Genomic DNA, 22,251 nt, shown 5'->3' on the forward strand with positions numbered 1-22,251 from the left:
ACAAAAAGATGTTAAAACTGTTGAAGATAATACACAAAGTAGGCGATACAACGGTTAAATATCCGTTTAAACCACTGGAATTACCGCCAGGTTTTCGTGGTAAACCTCATTATAATCCGGATCAGTGTATTGCTTGTGGATCTTGTACCGCAGCTTGTCCTGCTAATGCGTTGACTATGCAAACAAACACCAAAAAAGGTAAACGTGAATGGCAATTATTCGTTGGTCGCTGCATATTCTGTGGTCGTTGTGAAGAGGTTTGCCCGACCCGTGCTATTGAATTATCGCCAGAATTTGAATTGGCTGTAATGAACAAAAATGATTTATATGAACGAGCAACTTTTTCATTGGCTAAATGCCATGTTTGTGAGCGTTTTTTTGCACCACAAAAAGAGATTGATTATGTTATGGCATTATTAATCCATGCTGGATTAGATGAACAGGAAGTGTTATCAAGACGAGAACAATTTGAAACTTGTCCGGAATGTAAACGTCGTCAAAATATTGTCGATAAAAGTAATGTGCTATTAAGTAAATATGTGCAATCAGGAGTAGAAAATGGAACTGAAAAATAATATTGAACATAATAGTCTTTTGCATTACACACCAAACCCTATTGTAGTTGATGAACAAATTAGTAAACTTAAAGAAACATTACTTAAAAAAATAAAACGTTCCGCTTATGTTTATCGTGTCGACTGCGGAGGGTGTAATGGTTGTGAAATTGAAATTTTTGCGGCAATCACACCACTTTTTGATGCAGAACGTTTTGGAATCAAAGTTGTACCATCACCAAGGCATGCAGATATTTTGATTTTTACTGGTGCAGTAACACGTTCAATGCGAATGCCAGCCTTACGGGCATATCATAGTGCACCTGATCCTAAAATTTGCATCTCATATGGTGCTTGTGGTTGTGGTGGCGGTATATTTCATGATTTATATTGTGTTTGGGGTGGTAGCGATAAAATTGTACCTATTGATGTTTATATTCCAGGGTGCCCACCAACACCAGCAGCAACCATTTATGGTTTCGCGGTAGCCCTTGGTTTATTGGAACAAAAATTAAAAGGTCATGATTACGATCAAACTAGTAGTGAACACGTTAAAGTACTTCACCCAAATATTCCGGTTGAGGCTAGAATTATTGTTGAGCGCGAAGCAAGAAAAATGGTTGGTTATTACCAAGGTAAACATATCAGTGATAAAATTATGTCATTAATTGAAAATAATTCGCCTACAGAATTTGAAAGTAAACTTGCAGAATGGCTAGATACAGAGCAAGATCCACGTTTGTCTGAAGTTGTAAACCGATTGCAAACAGTATTTTATAGTTTGCTTAAAGGAGAATATCATGGCTGATCAGGTGCTATTTTATTCACTTAATCAGAAATTTGTTGAACAAGAAACCGATATTCCACCACAAGCGGAACAGGTAATGTATTACTCTTTAGCAATTGGTCATCATGTTGGGGTAATAGATTGTTTAAAAAGTGTTTTAACCTGTCCTACTGATGAATATATGCATTGGATCGATTATATATCTGCTACTCCAGAAGCTCATGCCAAATTAGCTAGATTATTAAAATTTGGCGAAATTAGCATTGATATTACCCATGTGAATTTATTGGCTAATGCTTTTATGCAGCAACGCGATAAGATGGTTTCACCATATAAAGAATGGACTGAAACATTATTGCAATTATTTCAAGCCATGACTAAAGAACCAGCTATGTATTTAATGATTAAAAGAGTAAAATAGTATGAGTATTAATCATCAGTATACAGGAATTATTCTTACTGTTGGAAATAGTATGATGGGTGATGACGGTGCTGGTCCATTGTTAGCTGAAAAATTGCAACAACAGCCAATTGCCCAGTGGCTTGTCATTGATGGTGGTAGTGCCCCAGAAAATGTGGTGCATAATATTCGCCAGCTTAAGCCGAAACAACTATTGATTGTCGACGCAACTGAAATGGGGCTAAACCCTGGTGAGATTCGTTTTGTAGATACTGATTTAATCGCTGAGATGTTTTTGATGAATACTCATAATATGCCTTTAACATTCTTAGTAGATCAGTTAAAAGAGGATGTACCCGTAATCGATTTTTTAGGAATACAGCCTGATATTGTTGGCTTCTACTACCCTATGACCGAAAAGGTAAAAGCGGGGGTAGATAAGATCTATGATGCGCTTAAATCAAATCGTTTAAAGACTGAATTTACTGCATTGAATTAGGGAGATAATTATGAACCAGTTTATCAGTGCTAATATTAATGCCTGTATTGGTTGTAAAACTTGTGAAATCGCTTGCGTGCTTTCCCATAAAGATGAGTTAACAACATTAGAAGCAGCACATTTCAATGCGCGCATCAAGTTAACCTTTACCCGTGATGTGACTATTCCGGTTATGTGTCGCCAATGTGAGGATGCAGCTTGTGTCGCAGCTTGTCCTAATGGCGCATTAATTGAACAAGATAATAGTGTTACAATGATACAAGATAAATGTATTGGTTGTAAGACTTGTGTTTTAGCTTGCCCATATGGAGCAATAGATATCAAAATGCGTCAAGTCCCTTTAACTATAAATGGTTACCCATTTGGAGTTAAATATAAAGCTGAAATAATGAAGTGTGATTTATGTAGTGATAATGCTACTGGCCCAGCTTGCGTACATGCATGCCCAACTAATGCATTATCATTCAATAAAATAGATAATTTGGAAGAAATGAAAGAGCGTGTCAATTAACGTTTAAACGGTAATGATACACTCACTTAATAATCTATTAGATCATAGTAAAATAATTATTATTTATTTTATTAGATCATAATATAGTTTAAGGAGTTTAACATGAAAAAAGTGATAGAGGTTTGCCCATATTGCGCATCTGGCTGCAAAATTAGTTTGCACGTCCAAGATAATCGGGTAGTGGGTGCTGAAGGCGCTAATGGGTTAACTAATGAAGGTGAATTATGTTTGAAAGGCCTTTATGGTTGGGATTTTATTAATGACACCAAGATTTTAACTCCGCGTTTACGTAATCCAATGATTCGTCGTGAAAAAGGCGGAAAACTTGAACCAGTATCTTGGCAAGAAGCAATTAGTTTTACTGCCAGTAAATTAAAAGCAATTAAAGAAAAGTATGGTCCTGATTCCATTATGTGTTCTGGTTCATCACGTAGTACTGGTAATGAAACCAATTATGTGATGCAAAAGTTTGCCAGAGCAGTAATTGGTACTAATAACGTTGACTGCTGTGCTAGGGTCTGACATGGTCCTTCTGTTGCAGGTCTGCAACTTTCAGTAGGTGGCGGTGCCATGAGTAACTCAATCGTTGAGATTGAGGACACTAAATGTATCTTTGTTTTTGGCTGGAATCCAGCAACGTCCCATCCAATTATTGCCCGTCGTATAGTGCGAGCGAAGGAGAAAGGGGCAAAAGTAATAGTTTGTGATCCAAGAAAGATTGAAACAGCGCGTATTGCTGATCTTTATGTGCCATTGAAGAATGGTAGTAACATTGCTTTCTTAAATGCGGTTGCTCACGTACTTATAGAAGAAGATCTGATTAACCACAGTTTTATCGAAAAATATACTGACGGTTTTGATGACCTTAAACAAATTGTTTCAACTTATACACCAGAATCAGTACAAGAATTAACTGGTATAGAACCAGATGTTATTCGTCAGGTAGCACGAATGTATGCAACTTCTCCAGCATCAGGAATATTCTGGGGAATGGGAGTATGTCAATTCTATCAAGGGGTTGAAACAGTACGTGCATTGGCTAGTTTAGCACTATTAACTGGTCAAATTGGTCGCCCTAATACTGGCTTAGCTCCGGTACGCGGTCAAAATAATGTACAAGGTGCATGTGATATGGGGGCATTACCTAATCAGTTCCCAGGTTATCAAAATGTTACTGATGATGCAGTAAGGGCTAAATTTGCTAAAGCTTGGGGAGTAGAATCACTACCAGATAAAGTGGGAGCATATTTAAGTGAAGTAGCCATGAATGCTGAAAAAGGAAAATTGAAAGCATTTTACTGTATGGGTGAAGATCCACTACAAACGGAACCTGATTTATCAGCAGTAAGGCGTGGATTTAGCGAACTTGAATTATTTATTGTGCAAGATGTCTTTATGACCAAAACTGCAGCGGCTGCCGATGTTATTTTACCGGCAACCACATGGGGTGAACATGAAGGAGTCTATTCTGCAGCGGATCGTGGTTTCCAACGCTTCTATAAAGCAGTTGAACCAAAAGGTGATGTTAAAGTTGACTGGCAAATTATTAGCTTGTTAGCTACTGAACTTGGTTATCCAATGCATTATAACAACACTAAAGAAATTTGGGACGAGTTACGCGAATTATGTCCAAAATATTATGGTGCAACTTATGAAAAACTCGATGCTAATGGTGGATTAGGTTATATTCAATGGCCTTGCCCAACTTTAGATTCGCCAGGTTCTCGTTACTTATATGACGATGGTCATGGTGGAGTTAAATTTGATACCCCAGATGGTAAAGGGCAAATATTTACCTGTGAATGGGTAGCACCAGTTGAAAAAACTAGTAGCGAGTTTCCATTGGTATTGGCAACAGTTCGTGAAGTTGGTCACTATTCTTGCCGTTCAATGACTGGTAACTGTCGTGCTTTAGCTGCATTAGCCGATGAACCTGGTTATATTCAAATGAATACAGATGATGCAAGGGAACTGAATATTGAAAATGATGAATTGGTTTGGGTTGAATCTCACCACGGAAAAGTCATCACTCGAGCTTCAGTTAGTGATAGAACCAATAAAGGTGCAGTTTATATGACCTACCAATGGTGGATTGGTGCTTGTAATGAGCTAGTAGGTGAAAATCTTAGCAAGATAACCAAAACACCTGAGTATAAATATGTACCGGTACGCGTATTAGCCATTGAAGATCAATTATCGGCAGAACGTTATGTAAAAGAGGAGTATAGTCAACTTAAATATCGTTTACGTCAGGAAACAGAGAATGGCACATTAATAACTAATCTTGCTCCAAAAGCCATTGTTAATGCCAAATAGTTTAGGAGTAATATTAACTTGTTAATTATGTGATACCAAAACCATCATCACCTTAAAAAGTGATGATGGTATTAAGCTAATAATTTGATATGTCATTACTTTTTAGCTTGTCGCTGCCTCTCCCAATAGTCACTCCTGATAATAGTAACCAAAAAATAAAGTGTAATTAATCGGCCTTAGTTGATTTGACCTGTGTGATCAATGAGCTATCGTTTTTATTAATTGCTGTATATAGTTTTATTTAGAGTTTAAAAGTTGCTTACATCTATACTTAGTTTTTATTTAAGTTAAAAGTGTAACTATTCGATATATAACTGATTAACTACACAATAATAAGTAGCATTAAAATTTTATATTTAATTATCATTAACAATTCATAGCTATGGGATTATTTATATGGAAAACAAAAAAAGTTTGGTACTTTTAATAATTACAGGCGGACTAATTGGTCTGATTGCAATTATATTAATGACATTGGGGAACCCTCCTAATATGGGTATTTGTGCAGCTTGTTTCTTACGTGATACCGCAGGTGCACTTGGGTTAGATAATGCGGCGGCTGTTCAATACATACGCCCTGAAATTATTGGCTTTGTGCTTGGATCTTTCCTATTAACTATGGGGAAAAGAGAGTTTCAGGCAAGTGGTGGTAGTGCACCATTATTACGCTTTGTTATTGGTTTTTTTGTAATGATTGGTGCACTGGTTTTTTTAGGTTGCCCGTTGCGAATGGTGTTACGCTTAGCTGCAGGTGATCTTAACGCCTTAGTTGGTTTATTTGGATTTATTGCCGGTATTGGTTTAGGCTGTATATTCCTTACAAAAGGTTATTCATTAGGCACATCAGCTAGTCAACCTAAAGCTAATGGTATGGTAATGCCAGTTATAGCGGCAATTTTATTAGTGTTTTTATTAGTTCGTCCGGCATTTATACTATTTAGTAGTAAAGGTCCGGGCTCACTCCATGCGCCAATTTGGATCTCATTAATAGCTGGATTAGTAATCGGTGCCTTTGTACAACGCAGTCGTTTATGTATGTCCGGTGGTATTCGTAACCTTATCTTACTAAGAAGTGGCACCTTATTATCAGGCTATATAGCTATATTTGTTGTGGCATTAATTGCTAACTTATTTATTGGAAACTTCAATTTAAGTTTCGATAATCAACCTATTGCTCATACTGATTCAGTATGGAATTTCCTAGGTATGGCTTTGGTAGGTTTTGGTTCAATTCTAATTGGTGGTTGCCCATTACGTCAGTTAGTTATGGCAGGTGAAGGCAATTCTGACGCAGCAATTGTTGTGTTAGGCTTTTTAGTTGGCGGTGCAACAGCCCATAACTTTGGTATTGCAGCCTCCCCGGCTGGAGTTCCGGCTAATGGTCAAATTGCTGTAATTATAGGTTTTGTCGTGTTGGCGCTTATTGCTGCAACTAATTGTAAGTTGTTTAGTGGTATAAAAGCGACCGCCTAAATTTAACTTAATTAACAAGACTTAGTTAAAATAAAAACCTGCTGTTAGTAGGTTTTTATTTGATTATATATTATGTGGTATCAATTGCAAAAATTTTGTCAAGATGTTTCCTGAGAGCTATACGTTTCAGTATAAAAATAAATAATTAGGTTATAAATAAGAGGATATTAGAGCGTAAATATTCTGATCATGATAAATTCCGTTTAAATATTCCGCTTGCTTCAGTGTTCCTTCATAACTAAATCCACATCTTTTAGCCACTTGATTACTTTTGCTATTGTCTACGGAACATTTAATTACAAAACGTTTAATAATTCGGCTTTCAGCATAATATTTAGTTAAGGTATGAATTGCTTGAGTCATTATGCCATGACCTTGCATTCGGCTATCTAACCAATAACCGATATAAGCTGTTTTATTAGCATTATCAATTCGATTAAAGGAAAGTAAACCAACAGGATTATCGTCAACTAAAATCACATAGGTTTTAGTTAAGCCTTTATGGTGTTCAAGTATACAGTTATCTAAAAATTTTGCGGTATCAATTTCTTGGGTTACGAACTGAGGCCAAGCCATAAATTGACTAAAATAATCCCGATTAAAGTTTATGACATTATATAAAGCACGGCTATATTCTTTAGCTGGCGGTTTTAGCTGAATATGTTCATTCACCAAAATGGTATCAGGTTTGATTTGATTCATCTTTATCACATATCTTTTTGATATGTAATATAGCATAAAAAAAGCCTACTCATAGAGCAGGCTTTTTCTTTAAAATTGGTCGGCGAGAGAGGATTCGAACCTCCGACCCACTGGTCCCAAACCAGTTGCGCTACCAAGCTGCGCTACTCGCCGTTAGGATGCGCATAATACTGCGCTAACACTTAGGTGTCAATAGTTACTGATAAAAATTATGTTAGTAACTAGCTATTTGGATATAGGAGCTGGAGACTTACCAATTCGTTGATAAAACTCGACAACAAATACTTCATAACGTTGGTTAGCAACGGCTTCGCGAATTTCTGCCATTAATCGTTGATAATAGCGTAGGTTATGAATTGTATTGAGGCGTGCGCCTAAGATCTCACCACATTTATCTAAATGATGCAGGTAAGCCTTGGTGTAATTTTTACAAGTATAGCAATCACAATGTGGATCGAGTGGTGTAGTGTCATCCTTGTATTTGGCGTTACGAATTTTGATTACTCCATCCGTGACAAATAGGTGACCATTACGGGCATTGCGAGTCGGCATCACACAATCAAACATATCAATACCACGGCGCACACCTTCGACTAGGTCTTCTGGTTTACCAACGCCCATTAAGTAACGTGGTTTATCTGCCGGTAATTGTGGGCATGTTGCTTCTAAAATGCGATGCATATCCGCTTTTGGTTCACCAACCGCTAGTCCGCCTACGGCATAACCATCAAAACCGATTTCGGTTAATCCTTTAATTGAAATGTCACGTAATTCTTGATGGATGCCACCTTGTACAATGCCAAATAAAGCATTTTTGTTACCCAATTCATCAAAACGTTTACGGCTACGTTTGGCCCAACGTAACGACATTTCCATCGATTTTTTGACATAGTCCCATTCAGCAGGGAATGGCGCACATTCATCAAAAATCATTACAATATCGGAACCAAGATCGTACTGAATCTCCATTGATATTTCTGGAGATAAGAAGATAGCATCACCATTAATAGGATTACGGAAATACACACCTTCTTCTTTAATTTTGCGAATATCACCTAAACTGAAAACTTGAAAACCACCGGAATCAGTTAAAATCGGACCAGACCATTGCATAAAGTCATGTAAATCGCCGTGTTTACGCATGATTTCTTGACCGGGACGTAACCAAAGGTGGAAAGTATTACCTAATAATATTTGTGCGCCAGTTGCAGCAACCTCTTCTGGCGTCATACCTTTAACTGTGCCATAGGTACCAACCGGCATAAAAGCCGGTGTTTCAACAGTATATTCGACTCCTCGGCGATCGAATCGCATTTTTCCCCGACGGGCTAATCCATCAGTATTAATTAGTTCAAATTTCATTTTTATGTTAACCTCTTGCGACCAAATAAACAGTTTGGCGCCTATTTTTGTTATAATACGTTAGCGTATTATTAATTTGCGGCGCTTAGTTTAGCGTGCATCATTTGAATAAACAATATCGGATGAGGGTTGGATTCTTTTGAAATATGTTTTTTTGCCATTATTATGTTGGCTAATATTTTTATTGACAGGTTGCCAAAATAAAAATAGCAATCAGCCGCTGCTGCTTTCATCTGAACAAATTCAGGCATTATCTGAACAAGATATTTTGGCAATTAGTGAGCAAGCTTGTGCTGATTTTGATAAGAGAGCTGTCATACCAAGTGATTCTCATGCTCTTAGTCAGAGACTTTATTCAATAGCGCAAACTTTACCAAAATCAGTTAATAATATTGAATTAAATTATAAGGTTTATTTAGATACCGAACCTAATGCATGGTCAACAGCTAATGGTTGTATACGTGTAAATAGTGGATTAATGAAACAATTAATAGATAATGAATTACAAGCGGTATTAGCTCACGAACAAGCTCATATTGCACTGAATCATACAATAAGTTCATTTCGACAAGCCCCTTATATAGAGATTACGGAGAAGGCTAATGAAACCGTAATTATGATGAAAGAAGAAATTTCTCAACAATATGAAATAGATGCCGATGATTATGCCTTTAATTTATTAGTCAGTGAGAAAATAAATCCAATGGGATTAATTAATATGTTAGTAAAAATGCCAATTCACTCAGTGGCGCAGTCAACCTCACATCCATCAACATTGGCGCGAATTAATAATATTTTAAGAAAATTGAATCAAGAATAATTATCTATAATTATGCAAAGTGGTTTGGCGAACCAATAGCACCCCAGCTTTGGGTAAACTTGGTTGCTTCTATAAAATTTAATCAATTTTTAGGTAAAACTACATTTTCGTATTATTAGTTAGCTTTACCTGTAATAAACATGGCATCGCCATAACTAAAAAAGCGGTATTGTTCTTTAACGGCTTGTTGATAAGCATTCATGGTGTTTCCATAACCAGCAAAAGCCGAAACTAGCATAATTAGAGTAGATTCAGGCAGATGAAAATTAGTGATCAGTGAATCGATCACTTTGAAGTGATAACCTGGATAGATAAAAATTTGAGTGTCGGCAAAAAATGGTGCAATAGTTCCAGTTTTTTGAGCAGCACTTTCAAGAGCCCTGACTGATGTGGTGCCAACAGCGATTACTTTATTACCCCGAGCTTTACACGCTAATACAGCATCGACAACTGAGGCAGGAACTTCCGCATATTCGGCGTGCATGACATGTGTTTCAATATTTTCGACTCTCACTGGTTGAAAGGTGCCGGCACCAACATGTAGAGTAACAAATGCCATCTCAACCCCTTTTTGTTTTAGTTTTGCTAATAGAGGTTCATCAAAATGTAAGCCAGCAGTTGGCGCGGCAACGGCTCCTGGTTTTTCACTATAAACTGTTTGGTAAAGCTCCTTATCAGCGGCCTCGTCAGGACGATCTATGTAAGGTGGTAAAGGAATATGCCCAATTTTGTCTAATATATTAAGGACATCGTCGGGGAATTGTAATTCGAATAAAGTATCATGCCGCGCTAACATAATCGCAGAAATGGATTCATCTTCCCCTAATATTAGCTCAGTACCAACTTTGGGGGATTTTGAGGCTTTTATGTGAGCGAGCACTCGATTGTTGTCTAATAATCGTTCAATTAAAATTTCAATTTTGCCACCGGATTCTTTTTTGCCATATAAGCGAGCAGGAATAACTTTAGTATCATTAAAAACGAGTAAATCACCAGGATTTATTTTATTAATAATATCACTAAAAACTCCATGTTCAATGTTACCGTTATTACCATCAAGTGATAACAGTCGACATGCACTTCTAGTCGTTGATGGGTGTTTGGCAATAAGTTCTTTGGGTAATGTGAAATTAAAATCGGATAGCTGCATAATCATATGACCTTCAAAAAAGAGGCAATAGTCTAAATCCCACGTTATGACTACGCAAGTAATTATTTGTTGATTATTATTTAACATGAGTTAAAATTTCCTTTGCTTAACGGAAGTTAGCATAAAATGAATTATTATTGATATAAGGAAAATAGTATGAAAAAACATCAAAAAACATTGTTGGTTGCACTACCTTTAGTTGCTGCAATGTCTCTTGTCGGTTGTAAAAGCATGAATGCCGACGATTTAACTAGTCTTGGCATGAAGTCTTTAAAGGCTGCAACACTCAGTGATAATGATGTGAAATCATTAAGTGCACAATCATGTGCTCAAATGGATGCTGAATCAAAAATTGCTCCCGCAAATAGTGCTTATACTAAACGGTTAAATAAAATTGCCAAAACTCTTGGTAATAATATAAATGGTACACCAATTTCATATAAAGTATATTTAACTAAAGACGTTAATGCTTGGGCAATGGCAAATGGTTGTGTTCGCGTATACAGTGGTTTGATGGATATGATGACTGACAATGAAATTGAAGGTGTAGTCGGTCATGAAATTGGTCATGTTGCTTTAGGTCATAGCAAAAAAGCAATGCAAGTTGCCTATGCTACAGAAATTGCTCGTGATGCAGCAGCTGCATCAGGAAATGCTGCAGTAGCTTCAATTTCTAAATCACAACTAGGTGCTTTAGCTGCGGCTGTAGTAAATTCTCAATTCTCACAAAGCCAAGAAAAAGATGCTGATAACTACTCATTTGATTTCTTAGTTCAAAAAAATATCAATCCAGCAGGACTTGCAACTGCATTTGATAAATTAGGTGGTGGTAATGCTTCATTATTAAGTAGTCACCCATCTTCTGCAGACCGTGCAAAAAATATTCGTACCAAACTTGCTGATTTGAAAAAATAAGCATAAAAATACGAACTATAAAAGGCGGCACTATTTAGTGGCGCTTTTTTTGTATCATTAAATAATATGAAAATTATAAGTAGTTAACAAATATTAGGGAGGAAATAATGGTATCTGAAAACTTAACATCGAAAGTGAATGCCGAAAAGAATGAGGAAATTAAAAAAGCGAGTTTTTGGGTAAACCAAATCTTTATTCTACTGGCAACCGTAATTGGGGTTTATCTGGCAGCTAATCAAGGTTATAAACAAGCGGTTCAATTTGAAAATATGAAAAGCTATAAGGATAATTATTATCTGCAAAAATCGTTGCAATATGAGTTAACTGATAATATTAGCATCTTAAAGAACTATTTAGTTAAATGTCAAGATAGTAGCTATTTGGGTGCACGTACTGAACCCTTAAATTTTTATACCCTGGTTTGGGACAATATGAAATTTTCATCTACCACATTAGGCACGCCACCAGAATTACTACGTGATGCACAGCGATTTTATCGCGAAGTAGATCGTATTCATAATGAAATAGCAAAAGGCAATATAGGTATATCAGTTGGTGTATCGCAATTACAAGATCAGATAAACCATATTGAAAAAGAACTTTTACCTGCTTTAGATTCTAGTACTAAAAAAATTGAGAAAACCTTAGAAGGAACAGATGTAGTTTTGTAAAATGAATTACGAAGGTTAATTAAAAAACCGAATTGATCGGTTTTTTTTAATTTTAACTATTATTGCTAACGGGTTAGTTTTGTTATTGTTTATAGTTAGATAAAAAATTCCCAAACCGTTGGATGGCATCCTGCAGTTCTCTTATGTGTGGAAGAGCAACAATTCTGACATGATCTGGTTTATGCCAGTTAAAACCTGTACCTTGAACCAACAGTACTTTTTCTTGTAATAAAAAGTCTAAAACGAGTTGTTGATCATTATGAATGTTAAATTTTTGTTGGTCAATTTTAGGGAATAAATACAAAGCACCTTGCGGTTTGGTACATGAAACGCCAGGAATGTCATTAAGTAAACGCCATGCCAGCATGCATTGATCGTACAGTCGCCCACCAGGAACTATAAATTCATTAATACTTTGGTAACCACCAAGTGCGCCTTGGATAGCATGTTGCATTGGTACATTAGCACATAGACGCATAGAAGCTAACATATTTAAGCCTTCAATATAGCCTTTTACATGGTGTTTTGGTCCACAAAGTGCCATCCAACCTTGCCTAAAACCTGCAGCTCGGTAGATTTTGGATAATCCACTCATAGTAACAACAAATAAATCTGGGGCTAGTGCTGCAATTGAATGATGTACTGCGTCGTCATATAAAATTTTATCATAAACTTCATCAGCAAAGATGAGTAGGTTATTTTGGCGTGCAATTTCGGCTAGTTCTAGTAATATCTCTTTACTGTAAACTGCTCCTGTTGGGTTATTAGGGTTAATAATCACTAATCCTTTAGTTTTTGGGGTAATTTTACTTTTTATATCTTCTATATCTGGGGACCAATTAGCTTCTTCGTCACAAATATAATGAATAGCATTGCCACCGGATAAACTTACCGCTGCCGTCCATAAAGGATAATCCGGCATAGGTACCAGTACTTCATCGCCACTATTTAGTAATGCTTGCATAGATTGGACAATAAGCTCAGATACTCCATTACCAATATAAATGTCTTCAACATCTAAACTAGTAATTCCCCTAGCTTGATAATGTTGCATAATAGCTTTACGCGCGGAATAAAGTCCTTTGGAATCCGAATACCCTTGTGAAAACGGCAAATTGCGAATGATATCAGCAAGTAACTCATCGGGGGCAGTAAAACCAAATGGGGCGGGATTTCCAATATTAAGTTTAAGAATTGTTTGGCCTTCTTCTTCTAATTTTTTGGCATGATCGAGAATTGGTCCACGAATGTCATAACAAACATGATCCAATTTAGTAGATTTTGGGAAATTCATCGTATTACCGCCTTGCTTTGATTATTTTAATAGTATTGTCTTTTTTCAAAAAAATAATTTACTCCTATTTAGATATTTTTTGAAGATGTTATTATAACTAACTCAATAAATATTTTTATATTGTATGAAAATTGTGCGGGGAGCGTTATGAAAACTATTTTAACCGTAATCGGTAAAGACCAAACAGGCATTATTGCTGGTATTAGCCAAAAGTTATATGAATTAGATATTAATATTTTGGATGTGACTCAAACCATTATGGATGAGTATTTTACCATGATTATGTTACTTGATTTTTCTAAAATTAAAGTATCCTTTGATGAAGTTAAAACCACATTAACGCAAACAGGTGATAAGTTAAAGGTAAAAGTAAATATTCAACGCGAAGAAATCTTTGATGCTATGCATCGATTATAATTTGCTATTTTCTACTTTTTAGAAAGGATAATATTGATGGAAACTAAACAGATCCTCGAAACAATTAAAATGATTGAGGAAGAAAAACTCGATATCCGCACAATAACTATGGGTATTTCGCTCCTTGATTGTATTGATAGTGATGGTGAACAAGCTCGTCAAAAAATCTATGAAAAAATTACACGGCTGGCTAAAAATCTTGTCAAAGTTGGGGAAGATATCTCTTCTGAATTTGGTATTCCAATCATCAATAAACGTATTTCTGTTACGCCTATTTCATTAATAGCAGGTGCTAGTAATGATAAAGATTATGTTGAATTTGCTAAAACTCTTGATGCGGCAGCGAAAGCTGTTGGGGTTAATTTTATTGGTGGCTTCTCAGCATTAGTGCAAAAAGGTTACCACAAAGGGGATGAAATATTAATTAAATCTATTCCAGAAGCGTTAGCAAAAACAGAACGCGTATGCGCATCAGTTAATGTAGGGTCAACCCAAACTGGTATCAACATGGATGCAGTAAAACAGATGGGACAAATTATTAAAGAAGCTGCAGAGTTGACTGCAGATAATAGTAGTATGGCATGTGCAAAATTAGTGGTATTTGCTAATGCGGTTGAAGACAATCCATTTATGGCCGGTGCATTTCATGGTGTTGGTGAAGCGGATTGTGTCATTAATGTTGGTGTAAGTGGTCCAGGAGTAGTTAAGCGAGCACTTGAAAAAGTTAAAGGTGAATCATTTGACGTTGTCGCAGAAACTATTAAGAAAACGGCTTTCAAAATTACACGCATGGGGCAACTTGTGGGCAAGGAAGCCTCCGAACGTTTGGGTGTAAAATTTGGTATTGTTGATTTATCTTTAGCGCCAACGCCGGCGATTGGCGATTCTGTTGCTCATATAATAGAAGAAATGGGGTTGGAAGCTGTCGGTACCCATGGAACAACCGCCGCATTGGCTATGCTTAATGATGCCGTCAAAAAAGGTGGCGTGATGGCATGTGGTCACGTTGGTGGCTTAAGTGGAGCATTTATTCCGGTTTCAGAAGATGCAGGTATGATTGATGCAGTAAATAATGGTGCCTTAAATCTGGAAAAACTAGAAGCCATGACCTGTGTTTGTTCTGTAGGGCTTGATATGATCGCTATTCCTGGTGATACCCCCGCAGTAACCATTTCTGCTATCATCGCTGATGAAGCGGCAATTGGTGTTATTAATCATAAAACTACAGCCGTCCGAATTATTCCGGCAGTAGGGCTTAAAGTGGGTGATAATATTGAATTTGGTGGGTTATTAGGACATGCTCCAGTTATGCCTGTTAATAAATTTAGTTCATGTGATTTTATTAAACGCGGTGGCCGCATTCCGGCACCAATCCATTCTTTCAAAAATTAATTTATAGAGGTGCTACTAAAATGAGTAGTACCTCTATAAACTCTATTCTTATTTAAAACCAAATTAATGCCCATATATGGAATTGTATTCTAGCCAAGTAAAATAAATTTAGACATAATTACCTTTATGTTATTTTGTAAAAATGTTTCAGGAGAAGACAGTGTTTTAGTATAAACACTGGCAAAAATTATGAATTCACAATCTTATTTTCAACGTTTCAGTGGTATAGCTAGACTTTATGGTGAACCAGCATTACACCGTTTTTTACAAGCACATATCTGTGTAATTGGTATTGGTGGCGTAGGTTCTTGGGTAGCAGAATCACTTGCACGTAGCGGTATTGGGCAAATTACATTAATTGATATGGATGATGTATGTGTGACTAATACTAATCGACAGATCCATGCTTTAAAAGCCAATATTGGTAAAGCTAAAACTAAGATTATGGCGGAGAGAATTTTACAAATTAACCCGGAATGTGTTGTTAATGAAGTAGATGATTTTATTAATGCTGACAATGTGAGTAATTATTTAGGTACTAAACAAAAACCTTATTATGATTATATTATTGATGCCATTGATAGTGTACGTGATAAAGCCGCGGTCTTAGCCTATTGTAAACGACAAAAACTGAAAGTAATAACTATAGGTGGTGCTGGTGGACAAAAAGATCCAACTAAGATAAAAATTGCTGATTTAACAAAAACTATTCAAGATCCATTAGCGGCTAAATTACGCGAAAGGCTAAAAAATGAATATAAGCTTAATAAAGATAGTAAAGGGAAGTTTGCTATACCATGTGTGTTTTCGACTGAACAATTAATTTATCCAGCTCAAAATGGACAAGTCTGTTACTCGAAAAGTTTAGCTAATGGCGCTAAAAAAATGGACTGTGAGTCAGGGTTTGGAGCAATTACCACAGTTACGGCAACATTTGGTTTTGTTGCGGTTGCCTATGTATTAGATAAATTATGTAAAATCTAATCAGGTTTATTAATAAGCCCTCTAATTATATTATTAAATCATTTATTTAATAATATTTTTTCAACTACAAAAAAATTATTAATAATGTTTAATTTTAGTTAAAAAATAAAACATTAGTTCCCATCAGTTACATTATTTTTTGTTCAATATATTATTGTATAAAGTAACAAACTGATTTAGGATATCGTCAATTTCGTTTTGTAATTATGCACAGGCATTAAAAATTCAGGGAAGACGCCAAACGATCCAGATTTATTTTTAATTTCAAGGAGAAATCTATGGCAGTAACCAACATGAATGAGTTAAATGAGTTGATGGTGCGCGTGAAAAGAGCTCAAGAAACTTATGCAACTTATACTCAAGAGCAAGTCGATAAAATATTCACAGAAGCAGCCAAAGCCGCTGCAGCTGCGCGTATTCCGCTTGCACAACAAGCTGTTGCTGAATCAGGCATGGGCGTTGTAGAAGATAAGGTAATTAAAAACTTATTTGCTGCAGAATATATTCTTAATAAATTCCGTCACGAAAAAACTTGTGGTGTTATTGAGGAAAATGAACAATATGGCACCATCACTATCGCTGAACCTTTAGGCGTTATTTGTGGTATTGTTCCAACAACTAATCCGACATCGACCGCTATTTTTAAATCATTAATTAGTTTGAAAACTCGTAATGCGATTGTTTTTTCGCCTCATCCTAGAGCTAAGAAATCAACCATTGAAGCCGCTCGTATCGTTCTTGATGCAGCAGTAAAAGCTGGTGCCCCAAAAGATATTATTGGGTGGATTGATGAGCCATCTATCGAATTATCTAATGCATTAATGCATCATGATGATGTCGCGGCTATTTTAGCTACTGGTGGACCAGGTATGGTGAAAGCTGCATATAGTTCTGGTAAACCAGCTCTAGGTGTTGGCGCAGGTAATACACCTGTGGTTATTGATGAAACCGCTGATTTAAAACGTGCTGTTGCTTCAGTCCTTATGTCTAAGACTTTTGATAATGGTATGATTTGTGCGTCAGAGCAAGCGATTGTTGTGGTTGATTCTGTTTATGATGAAGTGCGTAGTTTATTAAATGAGTATGGAGCATATGTTTTAAATGCTAAAGAAACTAAAGCTGTACAAGGTATTATTTTAAATGATAAAGGTGCCTTAAATGCCAACATCGTAGGGCAACCAGCTGCGAAAATTGCTCAAATGGCTGGTTTTAAAGTACCATCATCAGCAAAAGTATTGGTGGGTGAAGTAACTAAAGTTGATTTATCTGAGCCTTTTGCACATGAAAAACTTTCACCTACGTTGGCAATGTTTAAAGCAAAAGATTTTGCTGAAGCTGTTGATAAAGCAGAAAAATTAATCGAAATGGGTGGTTTAGGTCATACTTCTGTTCTTTACACTGATCAAGATGCCAATAAAGATCGGGTTGCTTATTTTGGCAAGAAAATGAAAACTTGTCGTATTTTAATTAATCAACCAGCTGCTCATGGTGGTATTGGTGATTTGTATAACTTTGATTTAGCTCCATCTTTAACACTAGGATGTGGTTCTTGGGGTGGAAATTCGGTATCTGAGAATGTCGGACCGAAACACTTAATCAACAAGAAAACAATCGCTAAGAGAGCAGAAAACATGTTATGGCATAAATTACCAAGTTCTATCTATTTCCGTCGTGGATCATTACCGGTCGCCCTTAACGAAGTTGTTGACCAGGGAGCCAAACGAGTATTTGTTGTTACAGATAAATTCCTATTTGACAATGGATATACTAAACAAATCACTGATCAACTTGAATCAAGAGGTGCACTATGTGAAACCTTCTTTGATGTTGCAGCAGATCCAACATTAAGTATTGTTCGTAAAGGTACCGAAGCAATGACTGCATTTAGGCCTGATACTATTATCGCGGTTGGTGGTGGTTCACCTATGGATGCGGCGAAAATTATGTGGGTTCTATATGAACATCCTGAAACTAAATTTGATGAACTAGCATTACGGTTCATGGATATTCGTAAACGTGCATGTCATTTCCCGCATATGGGTGAAAAAGCCAAACTTATTTGTGTGGCAACCACATCTGGTACCGGTTCAGAAGTGACACCGTTTGCAGTGGTTACAGATGATGCAACTGGGCAAAAATATCCGTTAGCGGATTATGCAATTACTCCGCATATGGCAATAGTCGATGCTAATTTAGTAATGAATATGCCAAAATCACTTTGTGCATTTGGTGGTTATGATGCTGTAGTTCACTCATTAGAAGCTTATGTTTCAATTATGGCAAATGAGTTTTCTGATGGTCAAGCATTACAAGCTTTAAGCTTGTTGAAGGCTTATTTACCTGCAAGCTATAAAGAAGGCGCGCAAAATCCTATAGCACGTGAAAAAGTTCATAGTGCAGCAACTCTTGCAGGTGTTGCATTTGCACAAGCGTTCTTAGGTATTTGTCACTCATTAGCACACAAATTAGGTGCTGCATTCCATGTGCCTCATGGTCTTGCCAATGCTATGTTAATGTGCAATGTGGTGCGTTTTAATGCGACTAATAAACCAACAAAACAAGGTACTTTTAGTCAATACGGTTATCCAAAAGCAATTCAACGTTATGCTGAAGTTGCAGATCATTTAGGATTAACTGCGGCTTCAGATAAAGATGAGAAGAAAGTTGAAAAACTTATTGGTTGGTTAGAAGCACTTAAGAAAGATCTTAATATTCCTTCTTCAATTAAAGAATATGGAGTTCCTGAAAAAGAATTCTTGGCTGCTGTAGACCAATTATCTGTTGATGCGTTTGATGACCAATGTACAGGTGCTAATCCGCGTTATCCACTTATTGCTGAATTAAAACAACTCTACTTAGACTCGTACTATGGACGAGTTTATGAAGATAAAGGTGATATTAGTGAAGATGTTGCCTTACATACTGCGGCAAAAGGTGTAGCCTCCACTAAGAAAAAAGCTACTAAAAAGAAATAATATAAAATATTTTTTCTGTTAAACAAAATCCTGATATAGTCATATATTTCAGGATTTTTTATAGTTTTGATTTTTTTTTAAGCAAATAAAATAAAATTTGTTTTTTTTACTTGCAAGGTTAAGTGTTCTAGTCCATAATGCGCAGCACTTAGGCCGGCTTAGCTCAGTAGGTAGAGCAACTGACTTGTAATCAGTAGGTCGCCAGTTCGATTCCGGCAGCCGGCACCATTTTCCTAAGTATACAAAGTAATAAAGATTCGGGGTGGGGTTCCCGAGCGGCCAAAGGGAGCAGACTGTAAATCTGCCGTGTCACACTTCGAAGGTTCGAATCCTTCCCCCACCACCATGTATCTAATATTAGCAATAGCTAATTGAAGCATTTAGGTAGCCGAGTTTGAATATGCGGGCATCGTATAATGGCTATTACCTCAGCCTTCCAAGCTGATGATGCGGGTTCGATTCCCGCTGCCCGCTCCAATTGCTGATATAGCTCAGTTGGTAGAGCGCACCCTTGGTAAGGGTGAGGTCGGCAGTTCAAATCTGCCTATCAGCACCATTCTTGTACCTTTCCTAAACTTCTAAAAATATCGAATTTAACAGCTTTATAGCTTGTCACTCGATGGCTTTATCTGTTATCATTCAAAGCTGATTTTATATTAGTATTATGTAAATATAATACTTGGTTAATGTGGTGATTCGCCACCGATTTGTATTACATTTGAGGGACAATAAATGTCTAAAGAAAAATTTGAACGTACAAAACCCCACGTTAACGTTGGTACAATCGGCCACGTTGACCATGGTAAAACAACTTTAACTGCTGCAATTACTTCTGTTCTTGCTAAAAAATACGGCGGACAAGCACGTGCATTCGATCAAATCGATAACGCACCGGAAGAAAAAGCACGTGGTATTACCATCAATACTTCACACGTTGAATACGACACCCCAACTCGTCACTATGCACACGTAGACTGCCCGGGCCATGCTGACTATGTTAAAAACATGATCACTGGTGCAGCACAAATGGACGGTGCTATTTTAGTAGTAGCAGCAACTGATGGCCCTATGCCACAAACTCGTGAACACATTCTATTAGGTCGTCAAGTAGGTGTTCCATACATCATCGTATTCTTAAACAAATGTGATATGGTTGATGATGAAGAATTATTAGAATTAGTTGAAATGGAAGTACGTGAACTTCTAACTCAATATGATTTCCCAGGTGACGATACACCAGTAATTCGTGGTTCAGCGCTAAAAGCATTAGAAGGCGATGCAGCATGGGAAGACAAAATTGTAGAATTAGCAGAAGCATTAGACAGCTATATTCCAGAGCCACAACGTGACATCGATAAACCATTCCTACTTCCAATTGAAGACGTATTCTCAATTTCAGGTCGTGGTACAGTGGTAACAGGTCGTGTAGAACGCGGTGTAATCAAAGTTGGTGAAGAAGTTGAAATCGTTGGTATCAAACCGACAACAAAAACAACTTGTACTGGTGTAGAAATGTTCCGTAAATTACTAGACGAAGGCCGTGCAGGTGAAAACGTTGGTGTATTACTACGTGGTACTAAACGTGAAGAAATCGAACGTGGTCAAGTATTAGCAAAACCAGGTTCAATCACACCACATACTGATTTTGAATCAGAAGTGTATATCTTAAGCAAAGAAGAAGGTGGTCGTCATACTCCATTCTTCAAAGGTTACCGTCCACAGTTCTACTTCCGTACAACTGACGTAACAGGAACTATCACTTTACCAGAAGGCGTAGAAATGGTAATGCCTGGAGATAACATCAAAATGACAGTATCATTAATTCACCCAATCGCAATGGCAGACGGCTTACGTTTTGCTATCCGTGAAGGTGGTCGTACTGTTGGTGCTGGTGTTGTTGCTAAGGTTATTAAATAATTTAGCTACTTGTTACTCATAGAAAGGGTATCGTTAGATGCCCTTTCTTATCTAGTCTATTTAGCAAAATGTTTTTAGCAAAAAGAGCATTTTGGGAAATGGATATTATTATAAATAACATAGTTGTAGGTTTTATATGCTAGTAAATAACGAGAGTCAAGATACAAGCACGATTCTAGACAAATTCAAGTGGGGTTTGGTTCTTATATTGATTGCATTTATTGTCTGGGGAAATTTTTATTTTGCTGGGCCTAATGATATATATCAACCAAATACGATCGTTAGAATTATTGCAGTGGTTGTAATTTCACTTCTAACTTTATTGATTGCATTTACAACGAATAAAGGTAAAGTATTTTTTGTATTTTTACAAGAATCAAGAAAAGAGTTAAGAAAAGTAGTATGGCCTACTCGTAAAGAAACAGTACAAACAACTCTACTCATTGCAGCTATTACTGTTATTGTTGGCTTAGCCCTTTGGGGAATGGATTCTTTATTCCGTTCAATAGTCTTTTACTTAACATCAATAGGACGTTAATATGAGTGAAACACAACAAAAACGATGGTATGTTATTCAAGCATACTCAGGCTATGAAGCACGTGTTGCTCAATCCTTACGTGAATATATTAAATTACATAACATGGAAGATTTATTTGGTGAGGTCTTAGTACCAACTGAAGAAGTTGTCGAAATGAAAAGTGGTCAACGTCGTAAGAGTGAACGTAAATTCTTTCCTGGTTATGTTTTAGTCGAAATGATAATGAATGATGCAACTTGGCATTTAGTTAAAAGTGTACCAAGAACACTAGGATTTATTGGTGGAACTTCTGATAGACCAGCACCAATTAGTCAACGTGAAGTTGATGCAATCATGAATCGCTTACAACAAGTTGGTGATAAACCTCGTCCAAAAACATTATTCGAACCTGGTGAACTTGTTAGAGTTAATGAAGGTCCATTTGCTGACTTTAATGGTGTCGTAGAAGAAGTTGATTACGAAAAGAGTCGCTTAAAAGTCTCGGTATCAATTTTTGGGCGTTCAACCCCAGTAGAACTTGACTTTAGCCAAGTTGAAAAAAGTTAATTGAATCAAATTGAAAAGAGTTTAAAA

General features: G+C 36.7%; 21 protein-coding genes and 5 tRNA genes. 21 read left to right on the plus strand and 5 right to left on the minus strand.

Features of this window, described 5'->3' with window-relative positions:
* The first annotated feature begins 8 nt into the window (after positions 1–8).
* The 7 genes from hyfH to yedE all read left to right on the plus strand — a co-directional run bounded on the left by hyfH (position 9) and on the right by yedE (position 6,540).
* The gene (hyfH, locus tag A9G13_RS09960) at positions 9–575 is read left to right on the plus strand and encodes a hydrogenase 4 subunit H (protein ID WP_065557464.1); all 567 of its coding nucleotides are present in this window, start codon (positions 9–11) and stop codon (positions 573–575) included.
* A complete protein-coding gene (locus tag A9G13_RS09965; protein WP_065557465.1) occupies positions 559–1,362 on the plus strand; it encodes an NADH-quinone oxidoreductase subunit B family protein in 804 nt (267 codons plus the stop codon). Before hyfH ends, A9G13_RS09965 begins: the two co-directional genes overlap by 17 nt.
* Positions 1,355–1,762, plus strand: coding sequence for a formate hydrogenlyase maturation HycH family protein (locus A9G13_RS09970; RefSeq protein WP_065557466.1), 408 nt, complete (start codon positions 1,355–1,357; stop codon positions 1,760–1,762). The genes A9G13_RS09965 and A9G13_RS09970 overlap by 8 nt, the downstream gene beginning before the upstream one ends.
* Position 1,763: 1 nt before the next feature.
* Positions 1,764–2,240: a hydrogenase maturation peptidase HycI gene (hycI, locus tag A9G13_RS09975; RefSeq protein ID WP_065557467.1), complete on the plus strand. Its 477-nt coding sequence runs from the start codon at positions 1,764–1,766 to the stop codon at positions 2,238–2,240.
* A gap of 10 nt (positions 2,241–2,250) precedes the next feature.
* Complete coding sequence (locus A9G13_RS09980; protein ID WP_065557468.1) at positions 2,251–2,751, plus strand: 4Fe-4S dicluster domain-containing protein; 501 nt, start codon at positions 2,251–2,253, stop codon at positions 2,749–2,751.
* A 102-nt stretch (positions 2,752–2,853) separates the two neighbouring features.
* Positions 2,854–5,067 carry a formate dehydrogenase subunit alpha gene (gene fdhF / locus A9G13_RS09990; RefSeq protein WP_081301235.1) on the plus strand — a complete coding sequence of 738 codons (2,214 nt, stop codon included), beginning with the start codon at positions 2,854–2,856 and terminating at the stop codon, positions 5,065–5,067.
* Positions 5,068–5,463: 396 nt separating this feature from the next.
* The gene (gene yedE / locus A9G13_RS09995; protein WP_065557470.1) at positions 5,464–6,540 is read left to right on the plus strand and encodes a YedE family putative selenium transporter; all 1,077 of its coding nucleotides are present in this window, start codon (positions 5,464–5,466) and stop codon (positions 6,538–6,540) included.
* A 150-nt stretch (positions 6,541–6,690) separates the two neighbouring features.
* On the opposite strand, the gene rimL is transcribed toward yedE, so the two are convergent.
* The 3 genes from rimL to tgt form a co-directional block, all read right to left on the minus strand.
* Positions 6,691–7,242, minus strand: a complete 552-nt coding sequence (rimL, locus tag A9G13_RS10000; RefSeq protein ID WP_065557471.1) for a 50S ribosomal protein L7/L12-serine acetyltransferase — start codon at positions 7,240–7,242, stop codon at positions 6,691–6,693.
* 76 nt (positions 7,243–7,318) lie between these two features.
* Positions 7,319–7,395, minus strand: a tRNA-Pro gene (locus tag A9G13_RS10005).
* A gap of 72 nt (positions 7,396–7,467) precedes the next feature.
* Positions 7,468–8,604: a tRNA guanosine(34) transglycosylase Tgt gene (gene tgt, locus A9G13_RS10010; RefSeq protein ID WP_065557472.1), complete on the minus strand. Its 1,137-nt coding sequence runs from the start codon at positions 8,602–8,604 to the stop codon at positions 7,468–7,470.
* A gap of 139 nt (positions 8,605–8,743) precedes the next feature.
* Here tgt and A9G13_RS10015 point away from each other — a divergent pair, with 139 nt between their 5' ends.
* Positions 8,744–9,424 carry a M48 family metalloprotease gene (locus tag A9G13_RS10015; RefSeq protein ID WP_065557473.1) on the plus strand — a complete coding sequence of 227 codons (681 nt, stop codon included), beginning with the start codon at positions 8,744–8,746 and terminating at the stop codon, positions 9,422–9,424.
* Positions 9,425–9,539: 115 nt separating this feature from the next.
* Here A9G13_RS10015 and queA read toward each other — a convergent pair whose 3' ends face one another.
* The gene (gene queA, locus A9G13_RS10020; protein WP_065557645.1) at positions 9,540–10,574 is read right to left on the minus strand and encodes a tRNA preQ1(34) S-adenosylmethionine ribosyltransferase-isomerase QueA; all 1,035 of its coding nucleotides are present in this window, start codon (positions 10,572–10,574) and stop codon (positions 9,540–9,542) included.
* 156 nt (positions 10,575–10,730) lie between these two features.
* Between queA and A9G13_RS10025 the strand changes: the two genes are divergently transcribed.
* Together A9G13_RS10025 and A9G13_RS10030 are read left to right on the plus strand one after the other, a co-directional pair.
* The gene (locus A9G13_RS10025) at positions 10,731–11,489 is read left to right on the plus strand and encodes a M48 family metallopeptidase (protein WP_065557474.1); all 759 of its coding nucleotides are present in this window, start codon (positions 10,731–10,733) and stop codon (positions 11,487–11,489) included.
* Between the two features lie 107 nt (positions 11,490–11,596).
* Positions 11,597–12,160, plus strand: coding sequence for a hypothetical protein (locus tag A9G13_RS10030; protein ID WP_065557475.1), 564 nt, complete (start codon positions 11,597–11,599; stop codon positions 12,158–12,160).
* Between the two features lie 82 nt (positions 12,161–12,242).
* On the opposite strand, the gene A9G13_RS10035 is transcribed toward A9G13_RS10030, so the two are convergent.
* Complete coding sequence (locus tag A9G13_RS10035; RefSeq protein ID WP_065557476.1) at positions 12,243–13,454, minus strand: pyridoxal phosphate-dependent aminotransferase; 1,212 nt, start codon at positions 13,452–13,454, stop codon at positions 12,243–12,245.
* Positions 13,455–13,601: 147 nt separating this feature from the next.
* Between A9G13_RS10035 and A9G13_RS10040 the strand changes: the two genes are divergently transcribed.
* The 11 genes from A9G13_RS10040 to nusG all read left to right on the plus strand — a co-directional run bounded on the left by A9G13_RS10040 (position 13,602) and on the right by nusG (position 22,224).
* Positions 13,602–13,871, plus strand: coding sequence for an ACT domain-containing protein (locus A9G13_RS10040; RefSeq protein WP_065557477.1), 270 nt, complete (start codon positions 13,602–13,604; stop codon positions 13,869–13,871).
* A 36-nt stretch (positions 13,872–13,907) separates the two neighbouring features.
* The gene (locus tag A9G13_RS10045) at positions 13,908–15,263 is read left to right on the plus strand and encodes a PFL family protein (RefSeq protein WP_065557478.1); all 1,356 of its coding nucleotides are present in this window, start codon (positions 13,908–13,910) and stop codon (positions 15,261–15,263) included.
* Positions 15,264–15,452: 189 nt separating this feature from the next.
* Complete coding sequence (gene tcdA, locus A9G13_RS10050) at positions 15,453–16,247, plus strand: tRNA cyclic N6-threonylcarbamoyladenosine(37) synthase TcdA (RefSeq protein WP_065557479.1); 795 nt, start codon at positions 15,453–15,455, stop codon at positions 16,245–16,247.
* A 278-nt stretch (positions 16,248–16,525) separates the two neighbouring features.
* The gene (gene adhE, locus A9G13_RS10055) at positions 16,526–19,222 is read left to right on the plus strand and encodes a bifunctional acetaldehyde-CoA/alcohol dehydrogenase (protein WP_065557480.1); all 2,697 of its coding nucleotides are present in this window, start codon (positions 16,526–16,528) and stop codon (positions 19,220–19,222) included.
* A 152-nt stretch (positions 19,223–19,374) separates the two neighbouring features.
* Positions 19,375–19,450: transfer RNA gene (locus tag A9G13_RS10060), tRNA-Thr, on the plus strand.
* Positions 19,451–19,483: 33 nt separating this feature from the next.
* A tRNA-Tyr gene (locus A9G13_RS10065) sits at positions 19,484–19,568 on the plus strand.
* 56 nt (positions 19,569–19,624) lie between these two features.
* A tRNA-Gly gene (locus A9G13_RS10070) sits at positions 19,625–19,699 on the plus strand.
* A gap of 3 nt (positions 19,700–19,702) precedes the next feature.
* Positions 19,703–19,778 (plus strand) — tRNA-Thr (locus tag A9G13_RS10075).
* Positions 19,779–19,954: 176 nt separating this feature from the next.
* Entirely contained in the window at positions 19,955–21,139 is a 1,185-nt protein-coding gene (tuf, locus tag A9G13_RS10080) for an elongation factor Tu (protein WP_065555756.1), read from the plus strand.
* Positions 21,140–21,275: 136 nt separating this feature from the next.
* Positions 21,276–21,677, plus strand: coding sequence for a preprotein translocase subunit SecE (gene secE, locus A9G13_RS10085; protein WP_065557481.1), 402 nt, complete (start codon positions 21,276–21,278; stop codon positions 21,675–21,677).
* A gap of 1 nt (position 21,678) precedes the next feature.
* Positions 21,679–22,224 carry a transcription termination/antitermination protein NusG gene (gene nusG, locus A9G13_RS10090; protein WP_065557482.1) on the plus strand — a complete coding sequence of 182 codons (546 nt, stop codon included), beginning with the start codon at positions 21,679–21,681 and terminating at the stop codon, positions 22,222–22,224.
* Positions 22,225–22,251 lie beyond the last annotated feature (27 nt).

Source organism: Gilliamella sp. wkB178 (assembly GCF_001690705.1).
Classification (GTDB): domain Bacteria; phylum Pseudomonadota; class Gammaproteobacteria; order Enterobacterales; family Orbaceae; genus Gilliamella; species Gilliamella apicola_K.